This window comes from Edwardsiella sp. EA181011 (genome assembly GCF_000800725.1).
GTDB lineage: Bacteria > Pseudomonadota > Gammaproteobacteria > Enterobacterales > Enterobacteriaceae > Edwardsiella > Edwardsiella anguillarum.
In genome coordinates this window covers 2,036,923-2,053,329 of record NZ_CP011364.1, presented here as the reverse complement: position 1 = coordinate 2,053,329, position 16,407 = coordinate 2,036,923, and the positions used below count along the sequence as shown (strand labels likewise).

At 53.7% G+C, this 16,407-nt stretch carries 13 protein-coding genes; 6 read left to right on the top strand and 7 right to left on the bottom strand.

The annotated features are described in order from the left end of the window. Positions 1-97: 97 nt before the first annotated feature. From QY76_RS17885 to QY76_RS09090, 4 genes are all read right to left on the bottom strand, one after another. Positions 98-2,647 (bottom strand): fimbria/pilus outer membrane usher protein, encoded by a 2,550-nt coding sequence (locus QY76_RS17885; protein ID WP_371200627.1) that lies wholly within the window; start codon positions 2,645-2,647, stop codon positions 98-100. A 110-nt stretch (positions 2,648-2,757) separates the two neighbouring features. Beyond that, entirely contained in the window at positions 2,758-3,345 is a 588-nt protein-coding gene (locus QY76_RS09100; protein WP_071844148.1) for a fimbrial protein, read from the bottom strand. Positions 3,346-3,414: 69 nt separating this feature from the next. After that, positions 3,415-3,942 (bottom strand): fimbrial protein, encoded by a 528-nt coding sequence (locus tag QY76_RS09095; protein WP_012849085.1) that lies wholly within the window; start codon positions 3,940-3,942, stop codon positions 3,415-3,417. Positions 3,943-4,567: 625 nt separating this feature from the next. Further along, positions 4,568-4,870, bottom strand: a complete 303-nt coding sequence (locus QY76_RS09090; RefSeq protein ID WP_034162517.1) for a hypothetical protein — start codon at positions 4,868-4,870, stop codon at positions 4,568-4,570. A gap of 1,229 nt (positions 4,871-6,099) precedes the next feature. On the opposite strand from QY76_RS09090, the gene ybjG reads away from it, so the two are divergent. From ybjG to QY76_RS09070, 4 genes are all read left to right on the top strand, one after another. After that, positions 6,100-6,708: an undecaprenyl-diphosphate phosphatase gene (gene ybjG, locus QY76_RS09085; RefSeq protein ID WP_045424390.1), complete on the top strand. Its 609-nt coding sequence runs from the start codon at positions 6,100-6,102 to the stop codon at positions 6,706-6,708. A 347-nt stretch (positions 6,709-7,055) separates the two neighbouring features. Further along, entirely contained in the window at positions 7,056-7,820 is a 765-nt protein-coding gene (gene deoR / locus QY76_RS09080) for a DNA-binding transcriptional repressor DeoR (RefSeq protein ID WP_049648787.1), read from the top strand. Positions 7,821-8,731: 911 nt separating this feature from the next. Further along, on the top strand, positions 8,732-10,024 hold the full coding sequence (locus QY76_RS09075; protein ID WP_045424387.1) for an HAAAP family serine/threonine permease: 1,293 nt from the start codon (positions 8,732-8,734) through the stop codon (positions 10,022-10,024). A gap of 99 nt (positions 10,025-10,123) precedes the next feature. Then, on the top strand, positions 10,124-11,491 hold the full coding sequence (locus tag QY76_RS09070; protein ID WP_045424384.1) for an L-serine ammonia-lyase: 1,368 nt from the start codon (positions 10,124-10,126) through the stop codon (positions 11,489-11,491). 108 nt (positions 11,492-11,599) lie between these two features. Here the strand turns inward: QY76_RS09070 and QY76_RS09065 are convergent, their stop codons facing one another. Then, positions 11,600-12,799: a serine hydrolase gene (locus QY76_RS09065; RefSeq protein WP_034162521.1), complete on the bottom strand. Its 1,200-nt coding sequence runs from the start codon at positions 12,797-12,799 to the stop codon at positions 11,600-11,602. 443 nt (positions 12,800-13,242) lie between these two features. Between QY76_RS09065 and QY76_RS09055 the strand changes: the two genes are divergently transcribed. Continuing rightward, a complete protein-coding gene (locus tag QY76_RS09055) occupies positions 13,243-13,794 on the top strand; it encodes a kinase inhibitor (protein ID WP_034162523.1) in 552 nt (183 codons plus the stop codon). Positions 13,795-13,797: 3 nt separating this feature from the next. Next, positions 13,798-14,640 carry an AraC family transcriptional regulator gene (locus tag QY76_RS09050; protein WP_144418102.1) on the top strand — a complete coding sequence of 281 codons (843 nt, stop codon included), beginning with the start codon at positions 13,798-13,800 and terminating at the stop codon, positions 14,638-14,640. Positions 14,641-14,650: 10 nt separating this feature from the next. On the opposite strand, the gene QY76_RS09045 is transcribed toward QY76_RS09050, so the two are convergent. Next, positions 14,651-15,967, bottom strand: a complete 1,317-nt coding sequence (locus tag QY76_RS09045; protein WP_049648786.1) for a PglL family O-oligosaccharyltransferase — start codon at positions 15,965-15,967, stop codon at positions 14,651-14,653. Further along, positions 15,871-16,332, bottom strand: coding sequence for a hypothetical protein (locus QY76_RS18710; RefSeq protein WP_144418101.1), 462 nt, complete (start codon positions 16,330-16,332; stop codon positions 15,871-15,873). The genes QY76_RS09045 and QY76_RS18710 overlap by 97 nt, the downstream gene beginning before the upstream one ends. Positions 16,333-16,407: the final 75 nt, after the last annotated feature.

Sequence of the window (16,407 nt, the reverse complement as noted above, 5' to 3'; positions counted from 1 at the left end):
TTGATTCCTATATTTATGGAAACTGGTATCTGCTCTTAAGAAAAATCGAATGCTGTGTGCTTTATTTAAAATGAGGCATGCAGTGAAAAACTGCCTCTTATTTTATTTCTCCCGGCACCCGACAAGGCAATAATAATTGTTGTTCAGACTTAATTTTCTCAGGTACCTGACTAACACAATGAACCTGTTCACCCCATCCAACATTAATTTTCTCTCCAGCGACAACGCCGCTTAGCCATGCCAAGCCGGCATCGCCAACCATGCCAAGTTCACGCCCTTGTGCATTAGTGACACTGGCACCAAAAGGCGGCACCGTATTATCAGCCAAACGCAATACAACAAATAAACGCGCACCTTTTAGCACTTCAAACTTACGATAACCAATTGCCCCCTCAGTCAATACCGACTCAACAACTGAGCGAGTTGCCTCCATATCCTCCGGCAATTTATTTAAGTCAACAGATGTCGTATTTCTGTAATAGCTATTCACATCCGTAACAACCCCAATCCCCCAGCGGTTGGTAAACACGCGCCCGCCGTCTATGGGCACCCCACCAATGCCATCGGTATCGACTAATAGTCGGGTTCCACCATTCACGCCCCCGGCATGCAGCGCGATCCCTTTCGTCGTTAATGTCGCACCGCCTGAAGCATTTAACCCAAAGGAAGTATAACCACGCTGTAGCGTTGAGAAATTGGCAGATAAATTAGCCAACGGACTGCTGTGATTATAATAGCCACTGAGCTGCCCCTGATTCCCCTGATTATCTCCAGTACTCAAACCGGCACTCACGTTGTAACTATCCAGTCCTCCATTTAGGGAGTCACTATAACCTGCGGTCTGAGTATATCGACCAGCACTCATGTTACCACTATAGCTGACAGTACCGTTATTCCATGGAATAGAAAGGCGCATAAAAATAGAATCATTATAAGCATCATTCGCCCCAGGGATATCACTGTTACGAGAGTATCTAGCGCGTGACGCAGAAATACCTGCAGATATATTTTTAATCCCGAAGACATCAAAGTAATTATTCAAAGATACTGAATAGTTATCTGACGAGCGTTGATCCCAATATGTTTGATAACTGTATTGCACCCCAATAGAGGTATTCCAATCATCAAAAGATTTATTCAAAGAAACGGTATACAGCTCCTTCTCTCGACCACGCAAGTTATTTCTATAGCGAGCATCGAGATATTGCTCCATCGTCATATAATTTCGCTCGGAGAATCGATAACCGGCGAAAGTGATATCTGCATTAGCTTCATCAAAGCGTTTAGAGTAACTCAGCCGCCAAGACTTCCCTTGCTTGGTACCAATCCCAGGCAGGTTGGCCACGGATTGAGTAACATCCACCGCGAGAGTACCCAGCTGGTATAAATCACGACCAGCCCCCAGGGCCAAAGCATTATATTCCCCGGCAGCTACTGCCCCACCATAGAGTGACCAGGTATTATTGATCCCCCATGAAGCCTCTCCTGCCATAAACAGCGGGCCTTCCGTCGTATGATTACCATTGCGAGAACGACCTGAGAATAACTTGTAGCGAATTTGACCTGGACGCGTCAGATAAGGTACAGATGCCGTATCAACCTGAAACGTTTTCTTCTGGCCATTCTGCTCAATAATCTCTACATTTAAACGCCCACGTACAGAGCTGTCTAAGTCCTGGATAGTAAACGGACCCGCAGGAACCGTAGAGTCATATAAAATACGTCCTTGCTGGGATACAACTACCCGGGCATTGGTATCTGCGATGCCCGAGATCTGCGGCGCATATCCACGCAGTTTCGGCGGTAGCATACGATCATCGCTTTCGAGGCTAGTACCAAGATAGCGCCAGGCGTTGAAGATATCTGAATTGGTATAATTCTCGCCCAATGTCAACTTAGCACGCCAGCGTGGAATCGCCCGATACATATAGAAGCGGTTCCAATCAAACTGGGTATCGCTGCCCTGGCCGCTGCCTGAAATATGATTCACTGCACCCTGATAGTCAGCGCGCATACGCCATGAGGCTAAGTTTGCCCCCACGGTACCGTTATAGTTGACTGACTGGGATTGTCTCCCCTGATGAGGATTATTGGCCGTAGCGCTAATATTGTAATCCAGCAATAAGCCAGGGATTCCGTTATCCCAACGCGATGGCGGCAGCCAGGAGGCATCCGAGTACTCCATCCAAGCCTGTGGCATATTAATCGCCAAAATACCATTGGATAAATCAGGGCGAAGCGTAACGCCTTTTAGCGCAGTTAAATCTGCACACTTTCCATCATCCCAGTAAGTCACTTTCTCCAGAGAAGACGCGGTCAACCCTATCAACGTCACCATCTGTGGTGTCAGGCAGGCCTGCGGTAAAGCTTGTTCGCCATTTCGCGGAGCCGGACCTGTTTGATCCAAAAAAGAGACTGGCAGTGATGAAGGACTAATCGCTTGTCCATTAACCATAACCTGCATCTGGTACTGCCCAGGCATGATGTATCCGGCTTGAGAAAATCTTGAAAAATCAATATTTTTCTTATCTGCTGCATCTAATACATCAGTATTAAAATCCACGGCGTAAGCGCTTCCTGCCCAAAGTGACAGCAAAACGGATACCGCAATTTTACTAATCGTGAACTGCTTATTATTTTTCATCATTCACTCATTACACTGATATTCGGCAGACAAATGGACTCGCTAAATTAAAGCGGATTATGATTTAAATTTAATTTACAAGATAAAATATAATTGTAAAAATCCCCTTATTTTTATTCGTAATCAACCTTAAACCTTAACACAGCATAATAGTCCCCAGCCTGCAATGGCTTTCCATTTCGAACCAGGCGCAATGTATAATCCAAGCTTTGCTCATTTCCATTTAATAACATAGGATGCATCACCTCACCAGATTTAGCCAGATATCCACTACTATCCGCTATCTGTAAATTAATACCCTGCGCCTGACCGATGACAGAAAACTTATCGCGACTCTCACCTTCCCGTCCGCTAAACGTTACCCGAATCCTACTACCGATAAATATGTTACTACCGCTGCCAGCTAGCTCACAGTTGCGTAAGCGCAAACGAAATTTTTTTTCTGGACCGCTAAACGTATCCTGTAGCTCTCGAACAGGCGTATCCCTCATATAGATAGCCTGATACGTATCCTCCATCGCCAGGCTACAGGCAGGAGCAATAACTTGACCCGAGAAGTGGGCTCGTCCATGCCACCATACATCGCGTTCTCCCCAATACTCTGGCAATGACATTCCTGGCGCCGGAAAGACAGCGGATGTACCGGCTTGAGCATTAATACAGCTCAGGATAAAACCTAAGAATACAATCGCTCTTTTCATAATAAATAATGCCATATCTATCGAGGTAGCTATCAGGCAGCGATATCGCCGCCTGATAGCTAAAAAACATTATTGGTAGGTAATATTAAAGTTAGCCACGGATGCAAAGTCACCCTCAGCCAATGTACCACCCGTAGCACTTTTAACCCATGCAGAATAACGCAGAATATTATCGCCAACCTTCAGTTTTTGTGCAGATCCAGCATTACCAAATGAGACTAAGCTGCCATCCTCACTAGAAATAACAATGGCCGTACCCGTTGAGCCCGTCGTTCCTAACTCGGTAGGCGCGCCGGTAATAGTAACGCCAGTAAATGTCACCTTGGCACTACCCGTCTGAGCCAGCGCGGTCGCATCGCAACCAACCAGTTTAATATCAATATTCTTCTTCACGGAAATGCCACCCGCCTCAAGATGGCTCTTCGAGATCTGACCAAAATCAATCGATTGATCGGCAGATTCCGGAGCAATACCACATGGCGCGGTAATTACAGTACCACTAAAATTCACAACCCCTTGCCCACTCGCAGCTTGGCTACCAAACGTTACCAGTGCGATGGTCATAGCTCCAGCTGCTTTAAAAAACAACGTTTTCATTATACTCATTCCTTATATATCAATAGATAATATGTTATTGCGTTAGATTATTGCATAGCACACTCTCAGTCACTCACCGACGCTGACCAATGAGCGCTGATTATTCTTTACAGAACATACAGTTAATAACCACCACAGCGATGATGCCTATACATATGGATCATTGTTTGAATAATGATCAAACAATCATAAAGATTTCTTGTTACATATCTTCGGCTGAACTCAGCATAAACACATTTTTGTTTTGGTAAAAGCTTTTTACTTGATCTTTTTATCTAAAAACGAACCTTACAGCAGAATTATCTGCTGATATATATCAAAAAAAACAGGTGAAGCGAGCATTAAGAAAGCAAAGTGCGACATAAAACAAATACTTTTTTATAAAATTAAAAATAAAAAAATTATTTAGCTTTAGATAAATTACATAATACTTTTATAAAAATGTATAAACAGCGACATCATAACTAAAGAAATCACTTCCAATAGATATATACAAGTTCATTGTATAAATATGACGTATGACCTCTGTCCTCTGAGTTCCAATCTCTCTAATTACGATAAAAATATCTCGAGCAGAAAAAATAATATGGCTTTTAAAATACATCTAATACCGATTAAATATCATTCAAAAGCGCGCTTTACACCGGTAAAAAAACACTCTTAAACCAACGCCAGAAAAGAAATACAACTCAATCGCAATACCATATTTCTGGATGAAACGACTAAAATTTTGGCGAGTGATGCCGATCTTATGACCAGGCATCAGGTGAAGAAGCCTCAGGATGTAGGCATGTTTTACAAAAAAGAGAATAAAAGAAGTAAATTCCTGAAATGTTATTTTTGGATTTTTACCTAAATCAGACATCGCAGCTATGCGGCTGCCGGGGATGCGCTGAAGGTCGATGATCCAGGACGCGCTACTGTGCATCTCTGCGCTGAAGGCGTCATTACCCGGGAGATCCTGTCAGCATAGCGCGCGGATCGCCATCGCCAGGCTGTCTATTAACGATATGGCACCCGACACGCCATAGGGACCAGCCCCCTCCCCCTGCTTAGCCTGACACTGGAGACGATGTAACAATAAACGCGTCAGCGCCTTTCATCGGTAACTCTGTTGCCAGAGCAGGTAAGGCGATCCAGAACACACCGGGCGATGCGTTGCCGGTCAATGTGACATAAGGATACCAGCAGAAGATGACTCCGTTGCCATAGCCAATCCGTGACTCGTCGGAGGGCTTAGCGGCAGAGAACGCCCCCGGGCGAGCTCTGTCCAACCTTGCTCCGTGCCACCGAGATGACCGCGACGCTCCCACGGTTAATCCGTGACGCCATGGCGACACTCTCGCTTATCAACGCGGTCGATTGGCGCCGCGATCCGCTCACCTTGCCGGACTCTTTAATGGCATCCCCTGCCTTATGCCTGCCAGCGCCGATGATCCCCCCATTTATACTCTGGGCAGCCGGGGGAAAACGTCGATGATTTTGGTTCTGGTTTCGCCCCCTACGCCCGTGATGCAGAGCGTTGCTGTCGACGCTCCGACGCCGGCATCACTTGTCGAGATTGCCGCGCCTGTCTTTTTTTACCATTCTCCTGACGTGAATAGGTTAAATCGAGACGACGTCATCGCGCAGCGGCCCATGACTGCGCTCGCATTATCGACATCGGCAGCCGTCTCATCCTCCCCACGGGAAAACGTCGATGAACGGGCTCTTTTCAGCCTGACATGTCAGGGGGCGGCGCGCTGCCGGACTGAATATGATTGACTCCGAGCATCCCGGCGCTGACGCGTCGCGACATCGTCTGGCGCATGAATAATGTCGCGCTGCCGCACATCGGTTCTGTGGCCTCTATGGTCAATGAAGCGTCACGATGCGCAGCCCGCTGCGATAAATCACCAACTCGTCGCCTTTTCAACCGATGCTCCCACAACAATTATTTTAACGACCGATACGAGACGGAAAGATCGATATGCACGGCAGAGAGCATAAGGTTCCCTTAAGCCTTGCAGGCTAGGCTATCGAGTTAAACCCGGCGACAACCGCGACACACTCGCATTGGCGCAAACGAACGCTTCCTTCTATAGTCTGGCGTTCGCCTGTCGCTGGCGAGAGCGGGCGTCATGCCCTTCTGTTCCGTTGTTAATTGAGCCTGTGTTAATGGAAGAGTTTAACCACACCCTGTTTCTGTGGATCAACGCCACACCGCACTCCTCCGGCGCGCTGATTGCGCTGGCCCGTTTTATCGCGCGGGATCTGATCCTGCTGATCCCGCTGACGATCATCGGCGGCTGGCTCTGGGGACCCGCCGGGCAGATCGCCGCACGACGCCGCCTGATCAGCCAAGCGACGCTGGCGCTGATCGTAACGCTGCTGCTGGCCCAAATCATCGGCGGGATCCTGCCCCATCCCCGCCCATTCAGCATAGGGCTCGGTCACCAGTTCCTGCCCCATGCGCCTGATAACTCGTATCCCAGCGATCACGGCTGCGCCATCTTCAGCTTTGCGCTGGCGTTTCTTTTCTGGTCACCGCGCAGGGGATTCGGCTGCGCGCTGATGCTCTGTGGCCTCGCGATCGCCTGGTCTCGCATCTACCTCGGCGTACACTGGCCGCTGGATATGATCGGAGCCTTTTTGGTCGCGCTAGCCAGCTGTGGGCTGGTTCAAATGCTGTGGCCACGCTACGGTGATACGCTGTACGGCGTGCTGCTGCGCCTGTACCGACAGATCTTCGGCTACGCCATCCGGCGCGGCTGGGTTCAACCCTGAATAACGCCGCGGCGCCTCCCGCATGCGCTGACTCGATGCCGGGCGCGCATGCCATCGCGGCGTTGGCGCCGCCCTCTCTCGCCCTAACCGTCTATGCAGTCAGCCTGTGACGGATAAAAATGTCACGTAATCATCAAAATTCGGCGTATCATGTAGAGGAATTAACACTGTCTGCGTCTGTCGCCACCGTGCTGTTCGGACGTAGCAAAATGCCTGATCCCTCCACCAAGGCGTCTATCGATATCAGGCATCGCCAGGGTGGCCGGTATGCCTTGTGCTGCATATTCCTGCGGCCCGCACGATGACCCGCCGCACGCCATTCACGGAATCATTTAACGAGAGAGATTATGGAAGCCCGGCGTTACGATCGTATCAACCGCCTGTCCCAGGCACTGAAACGCACCGATAAGCTGCACCTGAAAGATGCGGCCGAATTACTTAATGTCTCTGAAATGACGGTACGCCACGATCTGGCGGCCCAGAACAGCGACGTGGTGTTGCTGGGTGGCTACGTCGTGCTCGATCCCAAGATCCATCAGAGCGTTCGCTATTTTGTCAGCGATCAGCAGGAGCGACGGGTCAAAGAGAAGCGCCACATCGGCGCCCTGGCCGCCCAGCAGGTACAGGAGGATGACGTGGTGTTTTTTGACTGCGGCACCACGGTTCCCTTTATTATTGATGCGATTGATGAGCAGCGGCACTTTACCGGCGTCTGCTATTCACTCAATACCTTTATGGCCCTTCAGAGCAAGCCCCACTGCAGGGTGATCCTGTGCGGCGGCCTGTTTAACCCGGACAGCGCTATTTTTGCCACCAGCGATGGCGTCAGCGAGCTGGACAACCTGTGTCCAACGCTGGCCTTTATCTCTGCGGCTGGCATCTCCGTACAGCAGGGGGCCACCTGTTACAACCTGGACGAAATCGCGATGAAGCGCAAAGCGATGATGCGGGCAAACCGCACGCTGCTGATCGCCGACGCCAGCAAGTTTGGCGAAGTCCGCAGCGCCTGGATCGCGCCGCTGGAGAACTTCAGCGCGCTGATCGCCGATCAGGCGCCGCGCGGTGAGCTGAAAACGTACCTTAACGCCCATAAGGTTCAGTTGCTGTACTGAGGTCTCTTTCGCCGCCGTACGCGGCGGCGTCTCCCTCCGTCGGCGCGGTGTCGGCGGAGCTGGCCGTCCACACCTGCCGGCGTAGGGATTACTCCCCTTCCATCCCCCACCTCATCCGCCGCCGCCTCTCCCCCATCATGGCTATCGCGGTTAAATAATCGCCACCGCTGTGTGAAATATCGCCTTAGCATTTCTATTTTAAAAATGTGAACTGCTTTCCAGACAGCAATTTAAATCATCATACATAATATTAAATAATCCATGTTCGGTTTTTCCTATTATTCCTTTATTTGGATCAACGATAACGGTTGCTCTATTTTCAGTCACCTAGGTTAATAATTCACCGGGATTTAAATAAATTGACCATCAAAGAACAAATCTTTTAAAAACAAAGAATTAAAAACATAAATAGAGCGTACCCTATAAGAGTTATTTCACCTGAACGCTATTGAGTTGAGGACGACGTCATAAAACCAGTTATGACATAATATATACAAATATTTACTTATTACACTCCAGGTGTTAAAAAACACAGTTTCGTTTGTTAAGTTTATGTTTTTCTTTTGACCAAAAATTCGGCAAATGACGGTAAAAAATAAATGAATATTGCATTTGAGAGCCTGATCACGGACGTTTAAACTGTAAAAATATATCTTTGCGCCCGAAAAATGCTGTAGCACACCAACAAGAAAAGTTGTTTTGTGAACGGATTCAATCGGTTCGCTGTTTAAATCAAACAGCGACCGGTTACTGTTTGTACTCTTTTTCGCGCAGCAACTTTATTTAACGGATTAAACTTTTTTCGTTTTTTTCATTAGGAATTATTAACTCACTCAGTTCCCTGATTGAGTGTCTGTCGGCCCGTGGGCGGGCAGACCGATCAGAACAAATGTGTTCAATTTGGAGACCCTATGGACACCACTCAGACTGGTACTATTGCTTCTACCTCCGGTTCCAAGAGTGCCTGGCGTAAGTCAGATACTATGTGGATGTTGGGCCTGTACGGTACGGCTATCGGCGCGGGCGTTCTGTTCCTGCCGATCAACGCCGGCGTCGGCGGCCTGATTCCGCTGATCATCATGGCGATCCTGGCGTTCCCCATGACCTTCTTTGCACACCGCGGTCTGACCCGTTTCGTGCTGTCCGGCAAAAACCCGGGCGAAGACATCACTGAAGTGGTTGAAGAACACTTCGGCATTGGCGCAGGTAAGCTGATCACGCTGCTGTACTTCTTCGCCATCTACCCGATCTGCCTGGTATACAGTGTGGCGATCACCAATACCGTGGAAAGCTTCATCACTCACCAGCTGGGGATGACTGCACCGCCGCGTATCATCCTGTCCCTGGTGCTGATCCTGGGCCTGATGACCATCGTTCGCTTCGGTGAGCACCTGATCGTGAAGGTGATGAGCATCCTGGTATACCCGTTCGTTGCAGTGCTGATGATGCTGGCCCTGTACCTGATCCCGAACTGGAACGCCGCTATCTTTGACAGCGCCGCCATCGCCAGCTCTGCCTCCGGCAGCGGCCTGTGGATGACCCTGTGGCTGGCTATCCCGGTAATGGTCTTCTCTTTCAACCACTCACCGATCATCTCTGCCTTTGCCGTGGCCAAGCGTGAAGAGTACGGCGATGAGCTGGCTGAGAAGAAGTGCTCCCAGATCCTCAGCTACGCTCACATCATGATGGTGCTGACCGTCATGTTCTTCGTGTTCAGCTGCGTGCTGAGCCTGTCTCCAGCCGACCTGGCGGAAGCCAAAGCGCAGAACATCTCTATTCTGTCTTACCTGGCCAACCACTTTAATACGCCGGTTATCGCCTTCGCTGCGCCGATCATTGCGTTCGTTGCCATCACCAAATCTTTCCTGGGCCACTACCTGGGCGCCCGTGAAGGCTTCAACGGTCTGGTGATCAAGTCACTGCGTGGCCGCGGTAAGAGCATCGAAATTGGCAAGCTGAACACAATCACCGCGCTGTTCATGCTGATCACCACCTGGATCGTCGCCACCCTGAACCCGTCAATCCTGGGTATGATCGAAACCCTGGGTGGCCCGGTTATCGCTATGATCCTGTTCCTGATGCCGATGTATGCCATCAACAAGGTACCGGCCATGCGTAAGTACAGCGGCCATATCAGCAACGTGTTCGTTGTTATCATGGGCCTGATTGCCATCTCTGCAATCCTGTATACCCTGTTCGGTTAATAAAAGTAACAGCCCGGCCGGTGCGGTTTCCGCATCGGTCGTTTTTTTTATCCTGGCAACAGATTGAATTTCCAGCCTTGATAAATCATTGGAGGCGATATGATTAGCGTTTTTGACATTTATAAGATCGGCATTGGCCCATCCAGCTCCCATACCGTAGGGCCGATGAAGGCCGGTAAACAATTTTGCGATGACCTTATCGAAAAAGGTCTGCTGAACGACGTCACCCGCGTCGTTGTTGACGTTTATGGCTCCCTGTCCCTCACCGGCAAGGGCCACCACACCGATCTGGCCATCATCATGGGGCTGGCCGGTAACCTACCGGACAGCGTCGATATCGACAGCATCCCCGGCTTCATCAAAGACGTCGAGACCCGCGGTCGCCTGCTGATGGCCAACGGGCAGCATGAGGTGGCGTTCCCGCTGGAAACCAGCATGAACTTCCACGAGGACAACCTGTCTCTGCATGAAAACGGCATGCGCATCACCGCGCTGGCCGGAGATAAGGTGCTCTACAGCAAGACCTACTACTCTATCGGCGGCGGCTTTATCGTTGACGAAGAGCACTTTGGCCAGCAGAGCAGCCAGCAGGCTGCCGTCCCGTATCCCTATAGCAGCGCCGCCGATCTGCAGCGTCACTGCAAAGAGTCCGGGCTCTCCCTGTCCGGCCTGGTGATGCAAAATGAGCTGGCCCTGCACAGCAAGGATGAGATCGCGGCCCACTTCTCCCGGGTTTGGGACGTGATGCGTACCGGCATCGAGCGCGGCATCAACACCGAGGGCGTTCTGCCCGGGCCGCTGCGCGTACCGCGTCGCGCCTCTGCCCTACGCCGTATGCTGGTCACCAATGACAAGACCAGCGTCGATCCGATGGCCGTTGTCGACTGGATCAACATGTTCGCCTTCGCAGTGAACGAAGAAAACGCCGCCGGCGGCCGCGTCGTTACCGCACCGACCAACGGCGCCTGCGGGATCATCCCCGCCGTTCTGGCCTACTACGATAAGTTTATTCGTGAGGTGAACGCCAACTCGTATACCCGCTACTTCCTGGCTTCCGGCGTCATCGGTACGCTGTATAAGATGAACGCCTCCATCTCCGGCGCCGAGGTAGGCTGTCAGGGTGAGGTCGGCGTCGCCTGTTCTATGGCCGCGGCCGGTCTAGCCGAGCTGTTGGGCGGCAGCCCGGCCCAGGTCTGCATGGCGGCCGAGATCGCCATGGAGCATAACCTGGGGCTCACCTGCGATCCGGTCGCCGGTCAGGTTCAGGTACCCTGCATCGAGCGTAACGCCATCGCCGCCGTCAAAGCGGTGAACGCGGCGCGTATGGCGCTGCGCCGCACCAGCGATCCGCGCGTCTGCCTGGATAAGGTTATCGAAACCATGTACGAAACCGGCAAGGACATGAACGCCAAGTACCGTGAGACCTCTCGCGGCGGTCTGGCGCTGAAAGTGCTCTCCTGCGGTTAAGTCGGCCTCTGCCGCGATCTCCCCTTCGATGGAGGGGGAAGGTTGATAAATGAAATGCCCGGCGCTGCCGGGCATTTTTTTATGCGACGAGCGGTGCGCCCGGCGGACTTAGCCGAACCAGCCACCGAACAGGCCGTGCAGCTTCAGCATAATAAAGTCGATGATGCGGCCGAAGAAGCCGGCCTCCGGTACATCCTCCAGCACCACCAGCGGGCGCTGCTCAATGGTTTTGCCGTTAAGCTGAAAATCGATGGTGCCCACCGCCTGCCCCTTCTTCAGCGGCGCCTCCAGCGGCGACTGCGTCAGCGTATAGCTGGCTTTCAGATCCTTCATCTGCCCACGTGGAATGGTGACCGCGGCGCTCTTGTCCACGCCCAGCGGCACCTCGCTGCGCTCGCCGTACCACACTTTCTGGGTGGTAAAGGGCTGACCTACCTTGATCGGGGTGACGGTTTCATAGAAGCGAAATCCCCAGGTCAGCAGCTTTTTGCTTTCGTCAAAGCGCACCCGGTCGGTTGGCGCCCCCAACACCACTGAAATCAATCGCATGGGGCCATCCGTAGCCGATGCGACCAGGTTATGTCCGGCGCCGCCGGTAAATCCCGTCTTCACCCCGTCCACGTTCAGACTGCTGTCCCACAGCAGACGGTTGCGGTTGATTTGGCGGATCTTATTAAAGGTAAACTCCTTCTCTTTATTCAGCTGATACTCATCCGGCACATCGGCGATCAGGCGCTGGCTGATCAGCGCCATATCCCGCGCCGAACTGTACTGTCCCTCGGAATCCAGGCCGTGGACGGTGCGGAAATGGGTATTCTTCAGCCCCCAGGCGCCAACGTACTGGTTCATCAGGTTGACAAACGCATCTTGGCTGCCGGCCACGTGATCTGCCAGCGCGATGCTGGCGTCATTGCCGGACTGAATCACCACCCCGCGGTTCAGCTCCGCAACCGGAACCCGATCGCCAGGCTTGAGAAACATCAGCGAGGATCCACGCAGCAGCGGGTTCCCCGTCGCCCAGGCATCCTTCCCGACCACCACCATATCGCCGGGCGCGATCTTGCCGCTCTTCAACGCCTGGCCGATAACATAGCTCGCCATGATTTTGGTCAGGCTGGCGGGATCCAGACGCTCGTCGGCGTTGCCCTCCGCCAGCACCCGGCCGCTATCATAGTCCAGCAGAATATAGGCCTTGGCATTGATCTGCGGCGGCGCCGGATCGGCGGCCAACAGCGGTAAGGCAACCAGAGACAGGCTCGCACCCAGCGTTAGCCTGCGGATAAAAACGGTAAGCGCACGATTCTTCATGATAAGACCAGTGTATCCATTCATATGATCAAACAATATGCCATTGCCCGGGGCAACGCACCTGACGCGATCCGACATGCTGGCCATCGGCAGGGCAGCGGACTCCACCGTCACCGTTACCGCGACGCCTAAGCACGCCGAGAAGTAATTCATTAATTTTATGACATTCCTCGGGATTATTAGCGTAATTCCAGGGATTTTTTCAGCATAACGACACTTCTTGACGCGTGATTGTGGCCGGGGACACACTTTTCCGCCGCCGCCGTGCCCCCTTCCCCGCCGTCCACTCCGCCATCCACTCCGCCATGCTGTGCCGTAACGTCCATTATCAGCCCCAGAAAAGCGGTCAACTGAGCGATTCGGCATAATTGTAGAGCGTTTCGGCACAGCATCTCCGCGCCAACTCCAGTAGCCTGTACCCATCATCACACAGGAGAAATATCATGAGTAAAACCACCTTTTCGCTGGCGGCCCTGGCGCTGCTCTCTTTACCGGTACACGCCCAAGACTTCACCCTGAGCAGCCCAGATATGCAGCCAGGCCAACAGATGAGCAATCAGCAGGTGTTCGCCGGCTTCGGCTGCGAAGGCGGCAACCGCTCCCCGGCGCTGAACTGGTCCGGCGCCCCGGAAGGGACCAAGAGCTTCGCCATCACCGCCTATGATCCCGACGCGCCGACCGGCAGCGGCTGGTGGCACTGGACAATGGTCAATATCCCGGCCAACGTCCATCAGCTGGCGGCCGGGGCCGGAGCACAGGACAGTACCACCCTGCCCGCCGGTGCGGTTCAGGGGCGCAACGACTTTGGCTATGCCGGTTTCGGTGGGGTATGCCCGCCCGCGGGAGACAAACCGCATCGCTACCAGTTTACCGTCTGGGCGCTGAAGACCGACAAGCTGCCGATCGATAATGCTTCCAGCGGCGCCCTGGTTGGCTTTATGCTGAATGCCAACAAACTGGCCACCGCTCAGCTGGTGCCGGTATACGGTCACTGAGTTTTGGAGACAGCAGCAGATGCACGATCCCGCCCCCCCACGCCGACGGTGCAGCAGATCAGCGCACGCCAGAACCACCAGCTGCGGCGGGTCACCCTGTTCAGCCCGGCGCTGTGCCGGGTTCGCCAGGGTAGCAAGACCATCCAATGGGGTGAGCGCTGTGAGGTGGCGGGGGGCGACTCGCTGGTGCTGTTCCCCGGCGGCAGTGAGGTGAGCATGGCCAATCAGACCGGCGCGGGCTACTATCGCGCCGAGATGCTCTATCTACCCGCGGCGCTGCTGCGTCAGTTTCGAAAACACTATCCACAAGCGGCGCCCTCCGACGGGGGGGCCGCCTCGCTGGCGCTGCCCATGACGCCGACGCTGACGCTGCTGTGGGACGCCGTGATGGATGCGCTGCGAGCGCCGCTGGCGCCGCCGCTGCTTAACCATCTGGCCGAAAGCCTGCTGCTGGCGCTGCAGCCCAGCGGCCATACCGCGCTGCTGCTGAACGAACGTCACGATCGTCTCACGGAGCAAATCCAACAGCTGCTGCTGTTGGATCCCGCCTATGCCTGGCAGGCGACCGACGTCGCCCAGCGCCTGCATATGGCCGAGTCCACCCTGCGCCGCCGCCTGAGCGCCGAAGGAAAAAGCTTTCGCGATATTCTGGACGATGTGCGCCTTGGTCAGGCGCTGCTGGCGCTGCAGTCGGGGAATGCCCCCATCGGCGATATCGCCAGCCAGAGCGGCTATGCCAGCCCATCGCGCTTTACCGCCCGCTTTGTCCGCCGCTACGGCCTTACCCCCAGCGCCCTGCGCCAGGCCATGCGCCAGCCGCCCGACGCCCCTCACGCCGGCGGCTAACAGCGGGATATTACGGTTGGGGCGGTGGGAAGATTTGGCGATACGTCTGCCGCAACGCCGTCGATAAGGCCGTCTCTCCCAGGGCGTCGGCGATAGCGATCCGGGTACGATAAACATTCTTATCGTTCGCGACGAGGCAATACTCGGCCGCCCAGCGCTCATACTGCTCTAAGAGACGCCTGTCGCGGCTGTAGTTGAATTGCAATAGCAGCGCCGTGTGGCGATCGTATTGATAGTTTTGCCATTGTGCCTCAGGCATGACGATCTGCTGCAGCAGCGCTGGCTCCCGCAGCCCACCGTGCTCGAAACGGGTTAAGCACCGTTGAGCCTGAAACGCCCCCAGCATAAACACGATGGTCGCGACGCAGCCCAGCTCGAAGCTAGCGCGCCACGGTATGCGAGTGGTCAACTCGTGACGCCGCCGTGGCGGAATCAATGCCAACAGTACCAGCAAAACCAGGTAATGAGGCACCGAGAGATAGAGCGGATACTCCGTCATCAGGTGCAACGCAATGGGTAGCGCCATCCACAGACAAGGCCAGGCGGCGCGGGGATTCTCCCACGCTGCGCGGACGATCCCGCCCAGCAGCAGTAGCGTGCCGACAATGGCACAGATACCGCCCTCCACCCACCAAAACAGCGCCTCGTTGTGTGGATGATCGATACGCCAGATGAGATGCTGCGGAGAGGGTAGATCGCGTTGGGTTACTAAGCTATAGGCGAAGTTTCCATAGCCCCACCCCTGCCACGGGTGATGCAACAGCATCGCCACACTGGTCCGCAGCAACAGCCAACGCGCCTGCGTCGAAGACGCCTTATCAATCACCACCTGGGTATAAGGCAGCCACCCTCGCGCAATCGCCAGCAATAGTATCCCGCCGACCAGACTCCCCAATAGCATGATCCCCAGGTAGAAACCCAGGTGAGGACGCCGGCGATACATCACCCCACCCCACAGCGCCACCATCCCCCCTGCCAACCACCCGATGCGGGATCCCAGTAACACCAGCACCGCAGGAAAGATCAGGAGTGCCACGCCCAGTCCCCATTGCGCTAGACGCTGGCGCCGGTAAAGCGCCAGATGCAAGGCGACAGCCAGTCCAATTGCTAAGAAGCTCGCCAATACATTGGGCTGCTGGAATATCCCATAGGCTCGCGTATGGGGAACAAAGTCCATCCAATTGTTTTTATTTGCAAAAAACAACTGCCAGAGGGCGATCAGCGCCTCTATCAATGCACTAGAAACCAGTGCGAAGAACAACCAATGCCGTTGACGGACACGGATCTCCGCCTGCTGCAGCAGCCAATAGAAGGCAATCCCCCCCATAGCCCGGCGATCCGTAACCAGGCATTTTGTTGCGCCGGGAGAGGTGACCAGAGCAGCGGTAACGTCAACAAAATGGCCCCCGCCAATAACCAAGGCAGGGCGGCCACCCGTATCACCCGCTTTTCACGCCGCAATAGCAGGATCATCAACCCGGCCAACGCCATGCTAATCCAAGCTAATATATTGAATGGTAGGCTAAGCCCCATGCCGCCACTGTTCGGCCAATAGAGATGCATCACCAACAGCAGATAGCACAGCAGGATCAGGCTACAGCCCGTCGCCGCGCCAAAGCGGCTACGCCGGCCGTTCTCGCTTTCTCCCTTTTTCTTCTGCTCAGGCCCATGCCAGCCACCTTCCCTTGTCATACTGTCAGTTTCTCCCGACATAACGACGCACACACTGGCCAAACGCTATGGTTATAGGTTCATGGCGCACTAAAA

Coding starts and splice junctions, on each gene's coding strand:
- QY76_RS17885 (WP_371200627.1), bottom strand. CDS start 2,647: ATGATGAAAAATAATAAGCAGTTCACGATTAGTAAAATTGCGGTATCC.
- QY76_RS09100 (WP_071844148.1), bottom strand. CDS start 3,345: ATGAAAAGAGCGATTGTATTCTTAGGTTTTATCCTGAGCTGTATTAAT.
- QY76_RS09095 (WP_012849085.1), bottom strand. CDS start 3,942: ATGAAAACGTTGTTTTTTAAAGCAGCTGGAGCTATGACCATCGCACTG.
- QY76_RS09090 (WP_034162517.1), bottom strand. CDS start 4,870: ATGCACAGTAGCGCGTCCTGGATCATCGACCTTCAGCGCATCCCCGGC.
- ybjG (WP_045424390.1), top strand. CDS start 6,100: ATGGAAGAGTTTAACCACACCCTGTTTCTGTGGATCAACGCCACACCG.
- deoR (WP_049648787.1), top strand. CDS start 7,056: ATGGAAGCCCGGCGTTACGATCGTATCAACCGCCTGTCCCAGGCACTG.
- QY76_RS09075 (WP_045424387.1), top strand. CDS start 8,732: ATGGACACCACTCAGACTGGTACTATTGCTTCTACCTCCGGTTCCAAG.
- QY76_RS09070 (WP_045424384.1), top strand. CDS start 10,124: ATGATTAGCGTTTTTGACATTTATAAGATCGGCATTGGCCCATCCAGC.
- QY76_RS09065 (WP_034162521.1), bottom strand. CDS start 12,799: ATGAAGAATCGTGCGCTTACCGTTTTTATCCGCAGGCTAACGCTGGGT.
- QY76_RS09055 (WP_034162523.1), top strand. CDS start 13,243: ATGAGTAAAACCACCTTTTCGCTGGCGGCCCTGGCGCTGCTCTCTTTA.
- QY76_RS09045 (WP_049648786.1), bottom strand. CDS start 15,967: ATGGGGGGGATTGCCTTCTATTGGCTGCTGCAGCAGGCGGAGATCCGT.
- QY76_RS18710 (WP_144418101.1), bottom strand. CDS start 16,332: ATGACAAGGGAAGGTGGCTGGCATGGGCCTGAGCAGAAGAAAAAGGGA.